Source organism: Nonomuraea bangladeshensis (genome assembly GCF_039529455.1).
GTDB classification, from domain to species: Bacteria; Actinomycetota; Actinomycetes; order Streptosporangiales; family Streptosporangiaceae; genus Nonomuraea; species Nonomuraea bangladeshensis.
Genome location: NZ_BAAAMV010000011.1, coordinates 170,142 through 183,945, shown reverse-complemented (window position 1 = coordinate 183,945; position 13,804 = coordinate 170,142). Strand labels below are relative to the sequence as shown.

15 protein-coding genes are annotated in these 13,804 nt (G+C 72.7%); 5 read left to right on the top strand and 10 right to left on the bottom strand.

The features are described 5' to 3' along the window. Nucleotides 1-19: 19 nt before the first annotated feature. Nucleotides 20-859, top strand: coding sequence for a metallophosphoesterase family protein (locus tag ABD292_RS35975; protein WP_344215415.1), 840 nt, complete (start codon nt 20-22; stop codon nt 857-859). A gap of 5 nt (nt 860-864) precedes the next feature. Here the strand turns inward: ABD292_RS35975 and ABD292_RS35970 are convergent, their stop codons facing one another. Then, entirely contained in the window at nt 865-1,224 is a 360-nt protein-coding gene (locus ABD292_RS35970) for a fluoride efflux transporter FluC (RefSeq protein ID WP_344215412.1), read from the bottom strand. Next, nucleotides 1,221-1,682: a FluC/FEX family fluoride channel gene (locus tag ABD292_RS35965; RefSeq protein WP_344215407.1), complete on the bottom strand. Its 462-nt coding sequence runs from the start codon at nt 1,680-1,682 to the stop codon at nt 1,221-1,223. The genes ABD292_RS35970 and ABD292_RS35965 overlap by 4 nt, the downstream gene beginning before the upstream one ends. A 73-nt stretch (nt 1,683-1,755) precedes the next feature. On the opposite strand from ABD292_RS35965, the gene ABD292_RS35960 reads away from it, so the two are divergent. Beyond that, a complete protein-coding gene (locus ABD292_RS35960; RefSeq protein WP_344215404.1) occupies nt 1,756-2,469 on the top strand; it encodes an HNH endonuclease family protein in 714 nt (237 codons plus the stop codon). Between the two features lie 12 nt (nt 2,470-2,481). Here the strand turns inward: ABD292_RS35960 and ABD292_RS35955 are convergent, their stop codons facing one another. Then, nucleotides 2,482-3,333 carry a GDSL-type esterase/lipase family protein gene (locus tag ABD292_RS35955; protein WP_344215402.1) on the bottom strand — a complete coding sequence of 284 codons (852 nt, stop codon included), beginning with the start codon at nt 3,331-3,333 and terminating at the stop codon, nt 2,482-2,484. A gap of 216 nt (nt 3,334-3,549) precedes the next feature. Here ABD292_RS35955 and ABD292_RS35950 point away from each other — a divergent pair, with 216 nt between their 5' ends. Continuing rightward, complete coding sequence (locus ABD292_RS35950) at nt 3,550-4,776, top strand: isochorismate synthase (RefSeq protein WP_344215400.1); 1,227 nt, start codon at nt 3,550-3,552, stop codon at nt 4,774-4,776. Nucleotides 4,777-4,782: 6 nt separating this feature from the next. On the opposite strand, the gene ABD292_RS35945 is transcribed toward ABD292_RS35950, so the two are convergent. Then, the gene (locus ABD292_RS35945; protein WP_344215398.1) at nt 4,783-5,403 is read right to left on the bottom strand and encodes a YigZ family protein; all 621 of its coding nucleotides are present in this window, start codon (nt 5,401-5,403) and stop codon (nt 4,783-4,785) included. Nucleotides 5,404-5,476: 73 nt separating this feature from the next. Between ABD292_RS35945 and ABD292_RS35940 the strand changes: the two genes are divergently transcribed. Beyond that, nucleotides 5,477-5,812, top strand: coding sequence for a hypothetical protein (locus tag ABD292_RS35940; RefSeq protein ID WP_344215396.1), 336 nt, complete (start codon nt 5,477-5,479; stop codon nt 5,810-5,812). A 125-nt stretch (nt 5,813-5,937) separates the two neighbouring features. On the opposite strand, the gene ABD292_RS35935 is transcribed toward ABD292_RS35940, so the two are convergent. The 5 genes from ABD292_RS35935 to ABD292_RS35915 all read right to left on the bottom strand — a co-directional run bounded on the left by ABD292_RS35935 (nt 5,938) and on the right by ABD292_RS35915 (nt 12,356). Then, nucleotides 5,938-6,258 (bottom strand): hypothetical protein, encoded by a 321-nt coding sequence (locus ABD292_RS35935; RefSeq protein WP_344215394.1) that lies wholly within the window; start codon nt 6,256-6,258, stop codon nt 5,938-5,940. A gap of 12 nt (nt 6,259-6,270) precedes the next feature. Continuing rightward, entirely contained in the window at nt 6,271-7,665 is a 1,395-nt protein-coding gene (locus ABD292_RS35930; protein ID WP_344215392.1) for a glycosyltransferase family 4 protein, read from the bottom strand. A 175-nt stretch (nt 7,666-7,840) separates the two neighbouring features. Then, nucleotides 7,841-10,981, bottom strand: coding sequence for a S41 family peptidase (locus tag ABD292_RS35925; RefSeq protein ID WP_344215390.1), 3,141 nt, complete (start codon nt 10,979-10,981; stop codon nt 7,841-7,843). A 70-nt stretch (nt 10,982-11,051) separates the two neighbouring features. Next, nucleotides 11,052-11,174: a hypothetical protein gene (locus tag ABD292_RS35920; protein ID WP_281249613.1), complete on the bottom strand. Its 123-nt coding sequence runs from the start codon at nt 11,172-11,174 to the stop codon at nt 11,052-11,054. A gap of 102 nt (nt 11,175-11,276) precedes the next feature. Further along, on the bottom strand, nt 11,277-12,356 hold the full coding sequence (locus ABD292_RS35915; protein ID WP_344215386.1) for an Rv2578c family radical SAM protein: 1,080 nt from the start codon (nt 12,354-12,356) through the stop codon (nt 11,277-11,279). Nucleotides 12,357-12,490: 134 nt separating this feature from the next. Between ABD292_RS35915 and ABD292_RS35910 the strand changes: the two genes are divergently transcribed. Beyond that, nucleotides 12,491-12,835, top strand: a complete 345-nt coding sequence (locus tag ABD292_RS35910) for a DUF3040 domain-containing protein (RefSeq protein WP_344215384.1) — start codon at nt 12,491-12,493, stop codon at nt 12,833-12,835. Nucleotides 12,836-12,932: 97 nt separating this feature from the next. Here ABD292_RS35910 and ABD292_RS35905 read toward each other — a convergent pair whose 3' ends face one another. Then, nucleotides 12,933-13,787: a polysaccharide deacetylase family protein gene (locus ABD292_RS35905; protein WP_344215382.1), complete on the bottom strand. Its 855-nt coding sequence runs from the start codon at nt 13,785-13,787 to the stop codon at nt 12,933-12,935. Nucleotides 13,788-13,804: the final 17 nt, after the last annotated feature.

The window sequence follows — 13,804 nt, the reverse complement described above, 5'->3', positions numbered from 1 at the left end:
GCCGGAAGGAGGCCCCCCGTTGCCCGCCCGCCCTGATGGCCGCCTGCTCGCGGTCAGTGACCTGCACGTCTCCTACGCCGAGAACCGCGCCATCGTCCAGGAGCTGAAACCGTCCGCGCCCGGCGACTGGCTCCTGGTGGCCGGGGACGTCGCCGAGAACGTGGAGGACATCCGCTGGGCGCTGCGGCTGCTCGCGGGCCGCTTCGAGCGGGTGGTGTGGACGCCGGGCAACCACGAGCTGTGGACGCCGCGCGGCGACCCGCCCGAGCTGCGGGGCGTGGCCCGCTACGAGCACCTGGTCGCGATGTGCAGGGAGCTGGGCGTCCTGACGCCGGAGGACCCCTACCCGCTGTGGGAGGGGCCGGGCGGGCCGGTGCGGATCGTGCCGCTGTTCCTGCTCTACGACTACACGTTCCTGCCGCCGGGCATCGACTCCAAGGAAGAGGCGCTGGAGTACGCCCGCGGCACCGGCGTGGTGTGCACCGACGAGTTCCTCCTGCACCCGGACCCCTACCCGAGCAGGGAGGCGTGGTGCCGGGTGCGGGTGGCGGCGACCGAGCGGCGGCTGGCGGCGGCCGACGACGGCGTGCCGCTGGTGTTCGTCAACCACTACCCGCTCGTCCGCGAGCCCACGGACGTGCTGTGGTACCCGGAGTTCGCGCAGTGGTGCGGCACCACCGCCACCCGCGACTGGCACCGGCGCTTCCCGACGGCCGCGATGATCTACGGCCACCTGCACATCCCGCGCGTCAACTGGTACGACGGGGTCCGCTTCGAGGAGGTCTCGCTCGGCTACCCGCGCGAGTGGCGCCGCCGCCCGCCCCGCGACCTGCTGCGCGAGGTCCTGGTCGAACCGTGAGCGCGTCACAAGAGCGCCTGGGCCAGGGCGGCGCCGCAGTAGGCCGCGCCGAGCCCGGCGACGACGCCGGCGGCGGCGTTGGCCACGGCGTGGAAGCGGGCGCCCACCTCCAGCAGCCGCACCGTCTCGTAGCCGAACGTCGAGTACGTCGTCAGCGCCCCGCAGAACCCGGTGCCGGCCAGCGCCATCAGCCCGCCGTCCACCGGCAGCGCGGCGAGGAACCCCAGCAGCGCCGACCCGGCCACGTTGACGGCGAGCGTCCCCCAGGGGAAGACCGTGTCGTGCCGGGCCTGCACCGCCCGGTCGGCGAGGTAGCGCAGCGGCGCGCCGACCGCCGCGCCGGCCACGATGAGCAGCAGCGTCATCCCGCCGCCGCCCGCCTCCCGGCGGCCCGCCGGGTCAGCCACATGCCGGTGGCGACGGCGGCCAGCGCCGCGGCCATCGTGGCGGCCAGGTAGGCCAGCCCGACGACCGGTGCGCCCGCCTCGACCACCCGCCGCACGTCCACGACGTACGTCGAGAACGTCGTGTACCCGCCCAGCACCCCCACGCCGAGGAACGGCCGTACGAGCCGGTGCGCCGGCCGCACCTCGGTGATCACCACCATGAGCACCCCGATGAGCAGGCAACCCGACACGTTGACCCAGAACGTCGCCCACGGGAACCCGCCCGGCGGAGCCGGCAGCGCCGACTGCAGGCCGTGGCGGGCCAGCGCCCCGAGCGCCCCGCCGGCCGCGATGACGGCCAGGACCGGCCAGTGCAGCTCGGCGCGCTGCGCCGGGACGTGGAGATCGACGTCAGGATCGATCGGGCGTTCGGTCACACAATCCTCCCGTGTCGGAACACCTCAAGCCGGGAATTTCTCTAGAGATCTGGAAGCGCGCTCGGAGGCCCGATTGAGCACGAAGGACGCCCTCGCCCTTCTCGCAGGAGCCATCATCGTCGTTTCCCTCGTCGGCACGGCCAGGACACCACCGGCGACGGCGGCCAGCCCGCTGGGCAACACCGGCGGCACCTTACCCGGTCTGGCCCCCATCATCTCCGACGCCGACAAGGCCGAGGCACGCGCCCTCATCCGGCGGCTGCGCACCCGGGGGCTCGGCCCCAACGCCGGCTACGAACGCACCCGCTACGGCGAGAACTGGGCCGACACCGCGCCCGGCGTGCCGTACGCGGGGAACGGCTGCCGCACCCGCGACGACCTGCTGGCCCGCGACGGCAGGAACGTGAAGTACCGCGCCGGCTCGCGTTGCGAGGTCGTGTCGCTCACGCTGGAGGACCCCTACACCGGCCGGGTCATCCGCTGGCGGAAGAACCGCGCGGACGAGGTGCAGGTCGACCACGTGGTGCCGCTGAACTACGGCTGGCGCATGGGCGCGCGGCGCTGGCCGATGTCGAAGCGGCTCGACTTCGCCAACGACCCGCTCAACCTGCTGCCGGTGTACGGCGCCGCGAACGAGGAGAAGGACGCCGCCGGGCCGTCGGGCTGGCTGCCGCCGCAGCGGCGGGTGCGCTGCGCGTACGTCACCCGCTTCGCCCAGGTCGCCGTGAAGTACGGCGTCCCGGTCACCCCGGCGGACAAGAGGGCGATGCTCGCCCAGTGCCGATGAGGGGGCAGACGATCAGCGGGGGTCGATCCAGTCGAAGCCGCTCTTGAAGGTCTGCGCGGCCAGCGCCCGCTGGCCCGCCGCGCTCGGGTGGAAGAAGTCCCACTTGCTGACGTGCTCCAGCGTGAACGGGAAGGAGAAGACCGCCCCTCCGTCGGTGCGGCACTGCGGGCCGTAGGCGGCGCAGACCTCGGCGGAGGCCCGGTTGTAGGCGATCACCCGGGCGCGGACCCGGTCCCGTCGCGCGGCGTCGGCCTTCTTCGTCGACGACGGGTTGGCCAGCATCGTCGGGCAGACCCGGCCGAGCGTCCAGAACGTACGGGCCACCGGGTCGTCCTTGCCGACCTGCCACAGTCGCCGCAGGTCGGGGACGCTCGCGAACAGCACCCGGGCCGTCGGCATCCCGGCGCGCAGCGTGTCCAGCGCGGTCTCCAGGCGCTGCCGGTAGGTGGCGACCGGGGTCATGGCCTTCTCGGTGCGTACGCAGGCGTCGGTGGCGCCGATGAGCACGGTCACGTAGTCGGCCTTGGCCTCGACCGCCTTGTTCACCTGGCCGAGCAGGTCGGCGCTGGTCGCGCCGGGGGCGGCGAAGTTGAGGTTGTGGCCCTGGAGCGTTCCAGACAGCTTCGACAGGCGCTGGTAGTGGCTGGAGACGGAGGCGTGGTCGCCCGCCGACCACGAGCGCGAGGTGCAGGAGACGTACCAGCCGCAGGCGTTGAAGCCGGTGGAGATGGAGTCGCCGAGGGCGGCCATGACCTCGGGGACCGGCTCGGCGAAGGAGGTGGAGGTCGCGGCGGCGGCCGGAGCCGTGACCGTACCGGTGAGGACACTAGCAGCGGCGAGAACAGGGGCCAGGCGACCGATCATGGCCCCAAAGGTAGAGAGCCGGGCAGGCCCCGGCCATCGCGTCCGGGCAGGTCTGCCGTTTCGGGACCGACTTCATATGGCGGCTTGACAGCCCGAAGGCCGGCCGGTCGGCCCCGCCCCCCAACCGTTCCGCTTTTTTCCGGATTTGCTTGCCTTAACGTGGCATTCACGGGGGTCAGAGTCGAACATGTTCAGGTGACGCATAGCATGTCTTGAGTGAGTGTCGCGCTCGGAACAACCCGCCCGCTGCCGGTTCGCACCACACCGGTCGGCGATCCCGGCGACCTGCTGGCCTCCCTGCCCAGGTCGTCGCCGTACGCCTGGATCAGGAACGGCGAAGGGATCGTCGGATGGGGTGAGGCGGCCCGCGTCGCCGTGCCTCCGGGCTCGGGCCGTTTCGCCTGGGCCCGCGAGTGGCTGGCCGACGTGCTCGGCGGGGCCGGGGTCCCCGGAGCGGGAGGGCCGGGCACCGGCCCGGTCGCCTTCGGCAGCTTCACCTTCGACGAGGACGCGCACGGCTCGGTGCTCGTCGTGCCGCAGGCCGTGCTGGCCCGCCGCGACGGCCGCGCCTGGCTGACCACGATCGGCGACGCGCCACTGGAGACCGTCACGCCGGTGCTCGACCCCGGCCGCATCAGCTACGGCGACGGCAGCCTCACCGCGCCCGAGTGGGAGCACGTGGTGGCCCGCGCCGCCGCCCGCATCCGCGACGGCGAGCTGGAGAAGGTCGTGCTCGCCCGCGACCTGGTCGCCACCGCCGAGCGGGCCATCGACGTGCGGCTGCTGCTGTCGCGGCTGGCCGGCCGCTACCCCGAGTGCTACACGTTCTCCGTCGCGGGGCTGGTCGGCGCCACGCCCGAGCTGCTCATCCGGCGCACCGGCCAGGAGATCGAGTCGCTGGTGCTGGCCGGCACGACCGCGCGCGGCACCGGTCCCGCCGACGACCTCGCCCGCGGCACCGCGCTGCTCGCCTCCGCCAAGGACCGGCACGAGCACGAGTGCGCGATCGCCTCCGTACGCACCGCGCTGGGTCCGCTCTGCTCGTCGCTGGAGACGCCCGACGAGCCCGAACTGCTCGTGCTGCCCAACGTCCAGCACCTCGCCAGCCACGTCACCGGGCGGCTCGCGGACGGGGCGTCGGTGCTCGACGTGGTCGCCGCCATGCACCCGACGGCGGCCGTCGGCGGCACCCCGACCGACCTGGCGTCCAAGATCATCCGTGAGCTGGAGGGCATGGACCGCGCCGGCTACGCGGGGCCGGTCGGCTGGATCGACGCCAACGGCGACGGCGAGTGGGGCATCGCGCTGCGCTCGGGGCTCGTACGCGGGCGGCGGGCCCGGCTGTTCGCCGGCTGCGGCATCATGGGCGACTCCGACCCGGCCGCCGAGCTGGCCGAGGCGCAGGCCAAGTTCCGCGTCATGCAGTACGCCCTGGAGGGATAGGACGCGTCAGGCGGGGACGTGCACATCCTCGCCGACGCTCACCCGGGCACGGCCCGCCGTCAGCGTCGCCACCCATTCGCCGAACGCCGCCACCTCGTCCTCGCCCACCGCCACGCTGAAGGTGACCTGGGCGGCGTAGGCGACGTCCTCGACCGCGTACCGCGAGGCGCGCAGGTCGTTCTCCACCCGGCCGGCCTGGTCGTGCGCCACCGCCACGCGCACCCGCCTGGCCGGCACCATCCGCACCGGCTCGGCCCGGTCGAGGGTCTCGGTCACCGCCGAGCCGTAGGCGCGCACCAGCCCGCCCGCGCCGAGCAGCACGCCCCCGAAGTAGCGCGTCACCACCGCCACCACGTCGCTGTAGCCGCGCCCGACCAGCGCCTGCACCATGGGCGTGCCCGCGGTGCCGCCCGGCTCGCCGTCGTCGTCGCCCTTCTGGACGCGCTGCCCGATGACATAGGCCGTGCAGTTGTGGGTGGCGCCGGCGTGCTCGCGCCGCCGCCCGGCGATGAACGCCGCCGCCTCCTCCACGCTGCGCGCGGGCGCGACCGCGCAGATGAAGCGCGAGCGCCGCACCTCGGTCTCGTGCTCGACGGGGGCGGTGAGGGTGAGGTACGGGGCAGGCACATTCGACAGGGTATGCCCTCGCCTGTGGCGGTCGGCGGGCTACCATCGCCTACAGACCTCAGGGGAGGGTCTTATGCGGAATTCGCGGCACTTGCCGGTGGACGTCGCCGACGACGTCATGCCCTTCGCCACCCTCGCCATCGACGCCTACGGCGTGAGCGTGCTGGCCAGGACCAGGGAGTCGGCCGCCGGCACCCCGGTCGCCCTCGGCACGCGGGTGCTGCAGCGGGTGTTCGGCCGGGGCGACGCCCACACCCGAGCGCTCATCGAACGGGCGGCGAGGGCGACCGGGGACGGCAGGGAGGCGTTGCGCGCGGCGATCGTGGCGGCCTTCCGCGACGACCCGATCCTGGGCCCCGAGGTGGCCGCGATGCTGCTCCGCGCCCCGCTGACCGCCGACCGCACCTGAGCCGCCGCCTGAACCCGCGCCGGACCGCGCAGGTCTGGACCGCCGCCTGAACCTGCGCTGGACCGCGCGTGCCTGGACTGCGCGTGCCTGAGCCGGCGGCCTCACGGGCTCAGGCACCTGCGGCCTCATGGGCTCCCGGACGGCTCCGGGACGGCGTCGGAGGCGGGCGGGCCCTGGCCGCGGAGGCAGTCCATGTCGCGGGCGGCCGGGTGCGGCCCCGCGAGCGTGGTGGTCAGCCCGTAGACCACGCCGCAGGCCACCAGCACCGGCGCCAGCCCGGCCGCCGCGACCGCCGCCGCGACTGTGGCGCCGCCCGCGACCAGCCTGGCCAGCACGCCGAGCGGCAGCAGCGACAGCGCGTGCAGCCGACGGGGTGGGCGGGCGCCCGCAACCCTTGGCGTCGAGGACGACCACGCCGCTCTCCCGGGGATCGGCCATGGCCCCACCCCAGACCGGGATCAGGGCGTGACCTCGGGAGTGACCGGCACCACCGTGAGCCGGGCGCGCGGCGCGGCGACGGCCTGCGCAGGGGCCTCCGGGACGGATGGTTCGGCGGGCGGCTCGGTGGGCGGCTCGGCGGGCGGCTGGGCCGTACGTGGGACGTAGGTGCCGTCGCGGCGGGCCAGCAGCTCGGCCAGCAGCGCGTCCCACTTGCGCCCGACCGCCTCCACGCTGTACGTCTCCGCCTTCTCCAGCGCGCCCGCGCCCAGGTCGCGGCGGAGCTGCTCGTCCTCGATGACCCGGATGATGCCGGCCGCGAGGTTGGCGTTCGTCCGCGGCTTGATCAGCAGCCCGTCCACCTCGTTCTTGATCATCTCCTTGGGGCCGTGCGGGCTGTTGAAGCTGACGATCGCCAGCCCCTTGGCCATGGCCTCCAGGACCGTCATGGGGAAGCCCTCGTGGCGCGAGCTCATCACGTACACCGACGCCTTCTCCAGCTCGGCACCGACGTCGGTGGTCGGCCCCGGCAGCTCGACCTTGTCCTGCAGCCCCGCCTCGGCGATCTGCGCCCGCAGGTTGTCCTCCTGCGGTCCGGCGCCGAAGATGCGCAGCTTCCAGTCGGGGTGGGCGGCGGCGACGGTCTCCCAGGCGGTGATCAGCCGGTGGAAGCCCTTGATCCGGGTCATGCGGCCGACCGCGACGGCGACCTTGGCGTCCAGCTTCGACGGGTCGCCGGACATCGGCGGCACGGCGTTGGGGATGCGGGTGAGTTTGCGCGGCTTCTTCGGCAGCGCCTCGCGGTAGTCGTTCAGGTCGGCCCTGGTGAGGGTGACGAGGGCGTCGAGGCGGCGGTAGCGCCACTTGATGAGCTTCTGCACCGGCTCGGGCTGCGTGCGCAGCGCCACGTGCTCCTGCCCGATCGTGATCACCCCCGGCAGGGCTAACTGGGCCATCACGAGGTTGAGCCCCGGACGGGTGCCCATGAGCACGCCGGTGTCGAGCGACCGGATGTAGCGGGCGAGCTGCAGGTCGGTCCACATGTTGAAGCGGTGGTAGGCCGACTCCTCCTGGGGGATCAACCGGCTCGGCCGCTTCGACAGCAGCGCGCGCAGCGGGTTGCGGCTCGGCCGCAGCCGGTCGTCCAGGAAGCGGAAACGCACCCGGGGATCGATGGGGAAGAACGGCTCCTCGGCCTCCTTCAGGATGCTCACGATCTCCACGTCGTGCTCCTCGGCCAGGTAGCCGGCCAGGTTGAACACGGTCCTGATCGTGCCGCCCATGCCGTGGGCGTGCAGCAGCAGGATGTGGATCCGCTGCGTCGAGGGGGGCGGCGCGCTCCGCGCCTTGCGCCGGTTGTACCCCCGATAGAGCCGCAGCGCGGCCGATCTGCCCTTGCGTGCGAGTGCGCGCACCGTACGGGTCCCCCTTGAGAACGAGAAAGCGATCAACAACACTTCACGGCCGTGCGCGAGGTCGTGTCGCACCTGCGCCGGCCGGCGTTCACCTGAGCGGTCTTGCGTGAGCGGGAAGCACTGTCAGCCCCGGTGTGCTTTCCTCACCTATGATCATTAGACGCCGCAGGGGTGACTAAGGTTGCATACGCGGCCGATGCCGCGGATCGGGCGTGTGCGGGGGATGCTCGGTCAGCAGTTCCAACGCCACGTCGATGGCCCGTTCGAGCTGGGTGTCCACGCCGCGCGCGTAGTCCTGCGGGGTGATGTCCACTTCGATGTCGGGATCGGTGCCGTAGTTCTCGACCTGCCAGCCGACGTCGTCGAAGGCGAAGGAGAACTCCGGCTGCGTCGTCACCGTGCCGTCGGCGAGCTGGTGGCGCGGCCAGATGCCGATGACGCCGCCCCAGGTGCGTTTGCCCACCAGCGGCCCCAGCTTCAGCAGCTTGAAGGTGTGGCTGAAGATGTCGCCGTCGGAGCCCGCCCACTCGTTGGCGATGGCGACCAGCGGCCCGCGCGGCGACTCCGGCGGGTACGGCTCCGCCGCCCCCCACCGCGGGTAGTCGTAGCCGAGCCGGCGCCGGGCCAGCTTCTCCAGCAGCAGCGCCGAGACGTGACCGCCGCCGTTGAAGCGCACGTCCACGACGAGCGCGTGCCGGTCGTGCTCGGCGAGGAACCCCCGGTGGAACTCGCCGAACCCGTCCGGCCCCATGTCGGGCACGTGCAGGTAGCCGACCCGGCCGCCGGAGCGCTGGTGGCAGCGGGCCCGGTTGAGGTTGACCCAGTCGCGGTAGCGGGCCGGCTGCTCGTCGGCCAGGGTCCGCACGGTGACCGCGAACACCTTCTCGCCGCGCCGCAGGGTCAGCTCGACCTCCTCGCCGGCCTGGTTGACCAGGCGCTCGTTCGGGGTCGCGACGCCGTCGCCGATGGGCGCGCCGTCGATGGCCAGCACCGCGTCGCCGGGGCGTACGTCGAGGCCGAGCCGGTTGAGCGGCGAGGTCGCCTTCGGGTCCCACGGGTCGCCGGTGACGAGGGAGGCGATGTGGTAGACGCCGTCGCGGCGCTCCCAGTCCACGCCCAGCTTGCCCTGCGTGTAGTCGGGGCCGGGGCGGTACTCGCCGCCGCTCTCGTAGGCGTGGCTGGTGGCCAGCTCGCCGTGCAGCTCCCACAGCAGGTCGGAGAACTCGCCCCGGGTCGTCACCCGGTCCACCAGCGGCTGGTAGCGGTCGTACACGGCCGGCCAGTCCACCCCCGCCATGTCCTCGGTCCAGAAGTTCTCCCGCTGCAGCCGCCACGCCTCGCGGAACATCTGCCGCCACTCGGCCTCCGGGCACACCGACACCTTGATCCGCGACAGGTCGATCCAGCCGCTCTCGCGCCCCGGCCGGTCGTCGTCGTGGCCCGGCACCTCGCCCGCCTTGACCACGCGCAGCCGCGAGCCGGTCCGGTACAGCAGCGTCCTGTGGTCGCGGCCCAGCTCGAAGTCCGTGACGCCCTCGGCGAAGGTCTCGTTGTCGTTCTTGGCGAAGTCGTACAGGTGCAGGACGTTGTCGCCCTCCACCGGGCTGGTGAGGACGAGCGCCTTGCCCTTCAGCCCGGCCACCCGCTCGTAGCGGCCCTCGGGGAGCGGGAAGGCGGTGACCCGGCGGGCCAGGCCGTCCACGTCCACGCGCAGCGCCTCCGGCCGCTCCTCGCCGCCCTCCTCGTCCTCGTCCCCGTCCTCGTCGTCGTCCTTCCGCTCCAGGGGACGCTGGCGCGGCACGAACGGGTCCGGCACGTCGGCGCGCAGCGCCACCACGTACGGGCGGGTGCCGAGCGGGAAGCCCAGGTCGAACTGGAGCTGGTCGTAGACGGGGGAGAAGGTCCGCTGGCCGATGAAGTAGAGGTAGCGGCCCTCGGGGTCGAAGGCCGGCATCGAGTCGATCAGCACCGGCTCGGTCGCCTGCACCGTCCGCCCGCTCTCCGGATGGTGCAGCTTGATCGCGGTGGTCTGGGCGTTGAGCGGGGCGGCGTAGGCGAGCCACGAGCCGTCGGGCGACCAGGCGGGGTCCTCCGGCGAGCCGTACGGGTTGGCCTCCACCAGGTCGCAGCGGCCCGTGGCGAGGTCGAGCAGGTGCAGCTCGTAGCGGTGGTTGACCACGGCCACCCGGTCGTGCGCCGGGTCGGGCACCAGCGCGGTGATCCGGCCCAGCCGGGCGACCTCCGTGCCGGGGCCGCCCTCTCCGCTCTCCAGGACGACCAGCCGCTCCTCGTCGTCGTCGTCGCTGGCCGCCGCGATCAGCCGTACGCCGTCGTTGAGCCAGGTCAGGAAACGGTAGCGGACGCCGTCCTCGGCGCCCTGCCGGCGTACGGGGCCCTCCCAGCCGGCCATCGTGTACGCCTTGCCGCGCGCGGTGATCGCCAGCGCGCTGCCGTCCGGGCTGAGCGTGGCGCTCTCCAGGTAGTCGGCCGCCTCGACGAAGCGCCGGTTGCGCTGGGTGCGCGAGCTGGCCAGCGCCACCTCCAGCCGGCGCGGCCGTTCGCCGGGCTCCAGCAGGTAGAGGTCGGCGCCCGCGTGGTAGACCAGCCGGTGACCGTCGCCGGACAGGTTGCGGGCGTAGTAGTCGTCGTGATGGGTGAGCTTGCGCAGGTCGCCGCCGTCGGGCAGGCACGAGTAGACGTTGCCGACGCCCTCGTGGTCGCTGATGAAGCACACCCGCCCGCCGCTCCAGCAGGGGGAGGCGAGGTTGCCCGGCAGCCGGATCAGCCGCCGGAACTCGCCCGCGCCGGTGGGGTCGATCCACAGGTCGCCGACCGTGCCGCCCCGGTAGCGCTTCCAGCGGGCCGGATCGGCGGTGTTGCGGCCGAGCACGATCATGCCGCCAGGGCCGTGGGCGATGGAGTTCGCGGGACCGTACGGCAGCCGCTCCGGCACCTCGCCCGGCGCCACCTGGTGCAGCCACTTGCGTCCCTCGAACGGCTGGGACTGGTCGCTGGCGTAGAGGATGCGGCCCTCGGGGTCCCAGCCGGTCACCGTGCAGCGCGCGCCGTGGAAGGTCACCCGGCGGGCCGCGCCGCCGGACGCCGGCATGACGTAGACCTCCTCGGGGCCCTCCTCGCGGCCGACGAAGGCGAGCTGGTCGCCACGGGGGGAGATGCGCGGATAGCCGGCCTCGGCCAGCCCGGCGGTGAGGCGGAAGGCCCGGCCGCCCTGGGCGGAGACCATCCACAGGTCGTCCTCGGCGGCGAACACCACGACGTCCTGGAACACGGAAGGGAAGCGCAGGTAGGCGGACATCGCGGCAGCTCCACGGTCGATGCGACAGCCGGGAGCCGGGCTCCCGGCTGTCCGATCATGTCACCATAGATCAGCTCTCGTCGGAGCCCTTCCTGGTTTCTTTCTTCGTCTCCTTGGCCTGCCGGCTCGTCTTGATGGCCTGCTTCTTCGACTTGCCCGACTTCGTGGCAGGTTTCTTCTTCGTGTCTGCCATTGGAATCCCCCCTGTACGGACAGAGCGCACGCGATGATTCGTGCACCAAGCTCATTGCTACCCATTTGTGCACGAAACCCGACATGCCGCCTATATGCGCCCTCACAGCAGCCGAAGCTGCTCAGGCGGCGAGTCCTGCCCCAGGCCGTGCTCCGGGCCGTGCTGCGGGCCCTGCCCTGGGCCGTGCTGCGGGGCCGGGCGGAGCCGGCGGCGGGCCGACGCCGGGACGCCGCGGCCGACGCCGTAGCGCTCCGCCAGCTCGCGCACCTGCGCCGTGATCCGCGCCTGGTAGGCCTTGGGCGCATAGGCGCCGCGCCCGTAGAGCTCCAGGTAGCGCGGCACCAGGCGCGGGTGCTCGCGGGCGAGCCAGCGCAGCCACCACTCGCGGGCCCCCGGCCGCAGGTGCAGCACCATGGGCGTGACGTAGGTGGCGCCCGCCTCGGCGACCGCCTTGACGGTGCGTTCGAGCTGGGCGGGGGAGTCGGTGAGGTAGGGGAGGACCGGCGCCATCAGCACCCCGCACGCGATGCCGTGGTCGTTGAGCGTGCGGCAGACCTCAAGGCGGCGCATCGGGTGGGGCGCGCCCGCCTCGACCGCCCGCCAGGCCTCCGGATCGACGAACCCGGCCGAGACGGCGGCGCTCACCTCGGTGACCTCGGCCGCCTCGGCGAGCAGGTCGAGGTCGCGCAGGATCAGCGTGCCCTTGGTGAGGATGGAGAACGGGTTGGCGGCCTCGCGCAGCGCGGTCAGGATGCCGGGCATCAGGCGGTAGCGGCCCTCGGCGCGCTGGTAGCAGTCGACGTTGGTGCCCATGGCGATGTGGTGGCCGCCCCAGCGCGGCGAGGACAGCTCCCTGCGGGCCAGCTCGGCGGCGTTGACCTTGACCACGATCTTGGAGTCGAAGTCCGCCCCGGAATCCAGATCAAGATATTCGTGCGTTTTCCGGGCAAAACAGTAAACACATCGATGGCTGCAGCCGCGATAGGGGTTGATCGTGTACTCGAACGGCACGCGACTGGCGGCCGGCACGCGGTTGACGATCGAGCGGGCCTGGATCTCGTAGAAGGTCATGCCCTGGAACTCGGGCGTGTCGAACGTCCGCGTGACCGCTCCGCGAGCGAACAGCGGGACGGACGGATCGGCCTCACCATCGGCGGTCAGGCGCAGGTTGTCCCAGCGCATGCCATGATTAGAACAAAAGTTCGAGCTTGATCGCAAACCGAAAAGAGGGTGCAATTACCTGGTCAGGCCGTGGCTAATGATCTTCATGGTTGGGCAGGAAGAGGCCACAGAGCTTGCGTTCCGGAGGTGCACGTATGGCCTGGTCGCAGGACGAGGAGCGGATGCTCGCCCAGATCGAGCAGTACCTCGTCGAGGATGATCCGCGACTCGTCGCACGGCTCGAGTCGTTCAACGAACGAGTCCGTCGCAGCGAGGCCAGGTCACAGGGGCAGCCCGGCGCCTGGCGCCGGCCGCGCCGCTCGACGGTCATCATCCTGGTCAGCTGGGTGCTCATCGCCACGCTGGTCTCCACACTCCTGATCATGGTCCTGCACAACGAGCCCGCCGCGGGGCTGTCGCTGGGCGCGGTGCCCGGCGAACCGGCAGCCGAGCTCGCCACCGACACGGCCCCGATCCCCGCCTCGGCGGGGGCTCACTGACGCCCTCAGCGCGCTGTCCGGTTCAGGCCCGGTAAGGGCTCTGTGCCGTCCTCAGCGCGCTGTCCGGTTCAGGCCCGGTAAGGGCTCTCTGACGCCCTCAGCGCCGTTCCGCCCAGGCGCGGCGGATCTCGCCGTAGCCGAGCACGGTGATCCCTTCCTGTCGCAGCAGTTCGCGAGCCCGCGGCGAGGTCAGGAACTCGTGGTCGCCGCTGCGCACCCGCCACCCGTCGGGGTCGGCGGCCTGTGACGCGGGCCCGCCGAGGCCGGGGTGCACCGCCCACTCGCTCAGGCCGGGCGGCAGCTCGCGCAGCGCGCGGGCGTACGCCTCGGCCCTGCCCTCGACGTCCAGGGCGAAGCTGTCCAGGAAGTCGTGGTCGAGCGCGGGCAGCCCGCGGGCGCGCAGCAGCTCCCGCGACGGCTCCAGCCAGGCCCGCACCGCCAGGCCGTGCTCGTCGGCCAGCTCCAGAGTCAGCTCGAACACGTCCTGACGCCCCCCGTCGGCCAGGCAGTGCCAGTCCAGGTGCGAAGGCTCCAGTCCCGCGTCCAGCACGGCGCGCAGCTGCGCCCGGAACTCGATCTCGATCTCGTCCAGGCGGGCGCGAGCCAGCACGCCGGGAGCGTCCTCGAAGGAGGGGAACCCGCCGGCGGCGTCCAGCAGCGACGGGATCAGCGCCCGCGGGGCGAGCGGGCCCCACGGGCGGCCCGGCTGCTCGCACACCAGCGTCAGATGGACGCCGAACGGGATCTCCGGCCGGTCGCGCAGCAGCGCCATCGCGTGCGCCGCGCCCGGGCAGGGCGTCATGAGGCTGCACGAGGCGGCGAGGCCGTCCTCGATCGACCGGATGACGGCCTCGTTGACCTCGGGGTGGAGTCCGAAGTCGTCGGCGTTGACGATCAGCAGGCGCGCCTCGGGCGGGAATCCTTGAAACGAGGCGGACGGTCGTGCAGTCATCTCCTCACCATGATCGT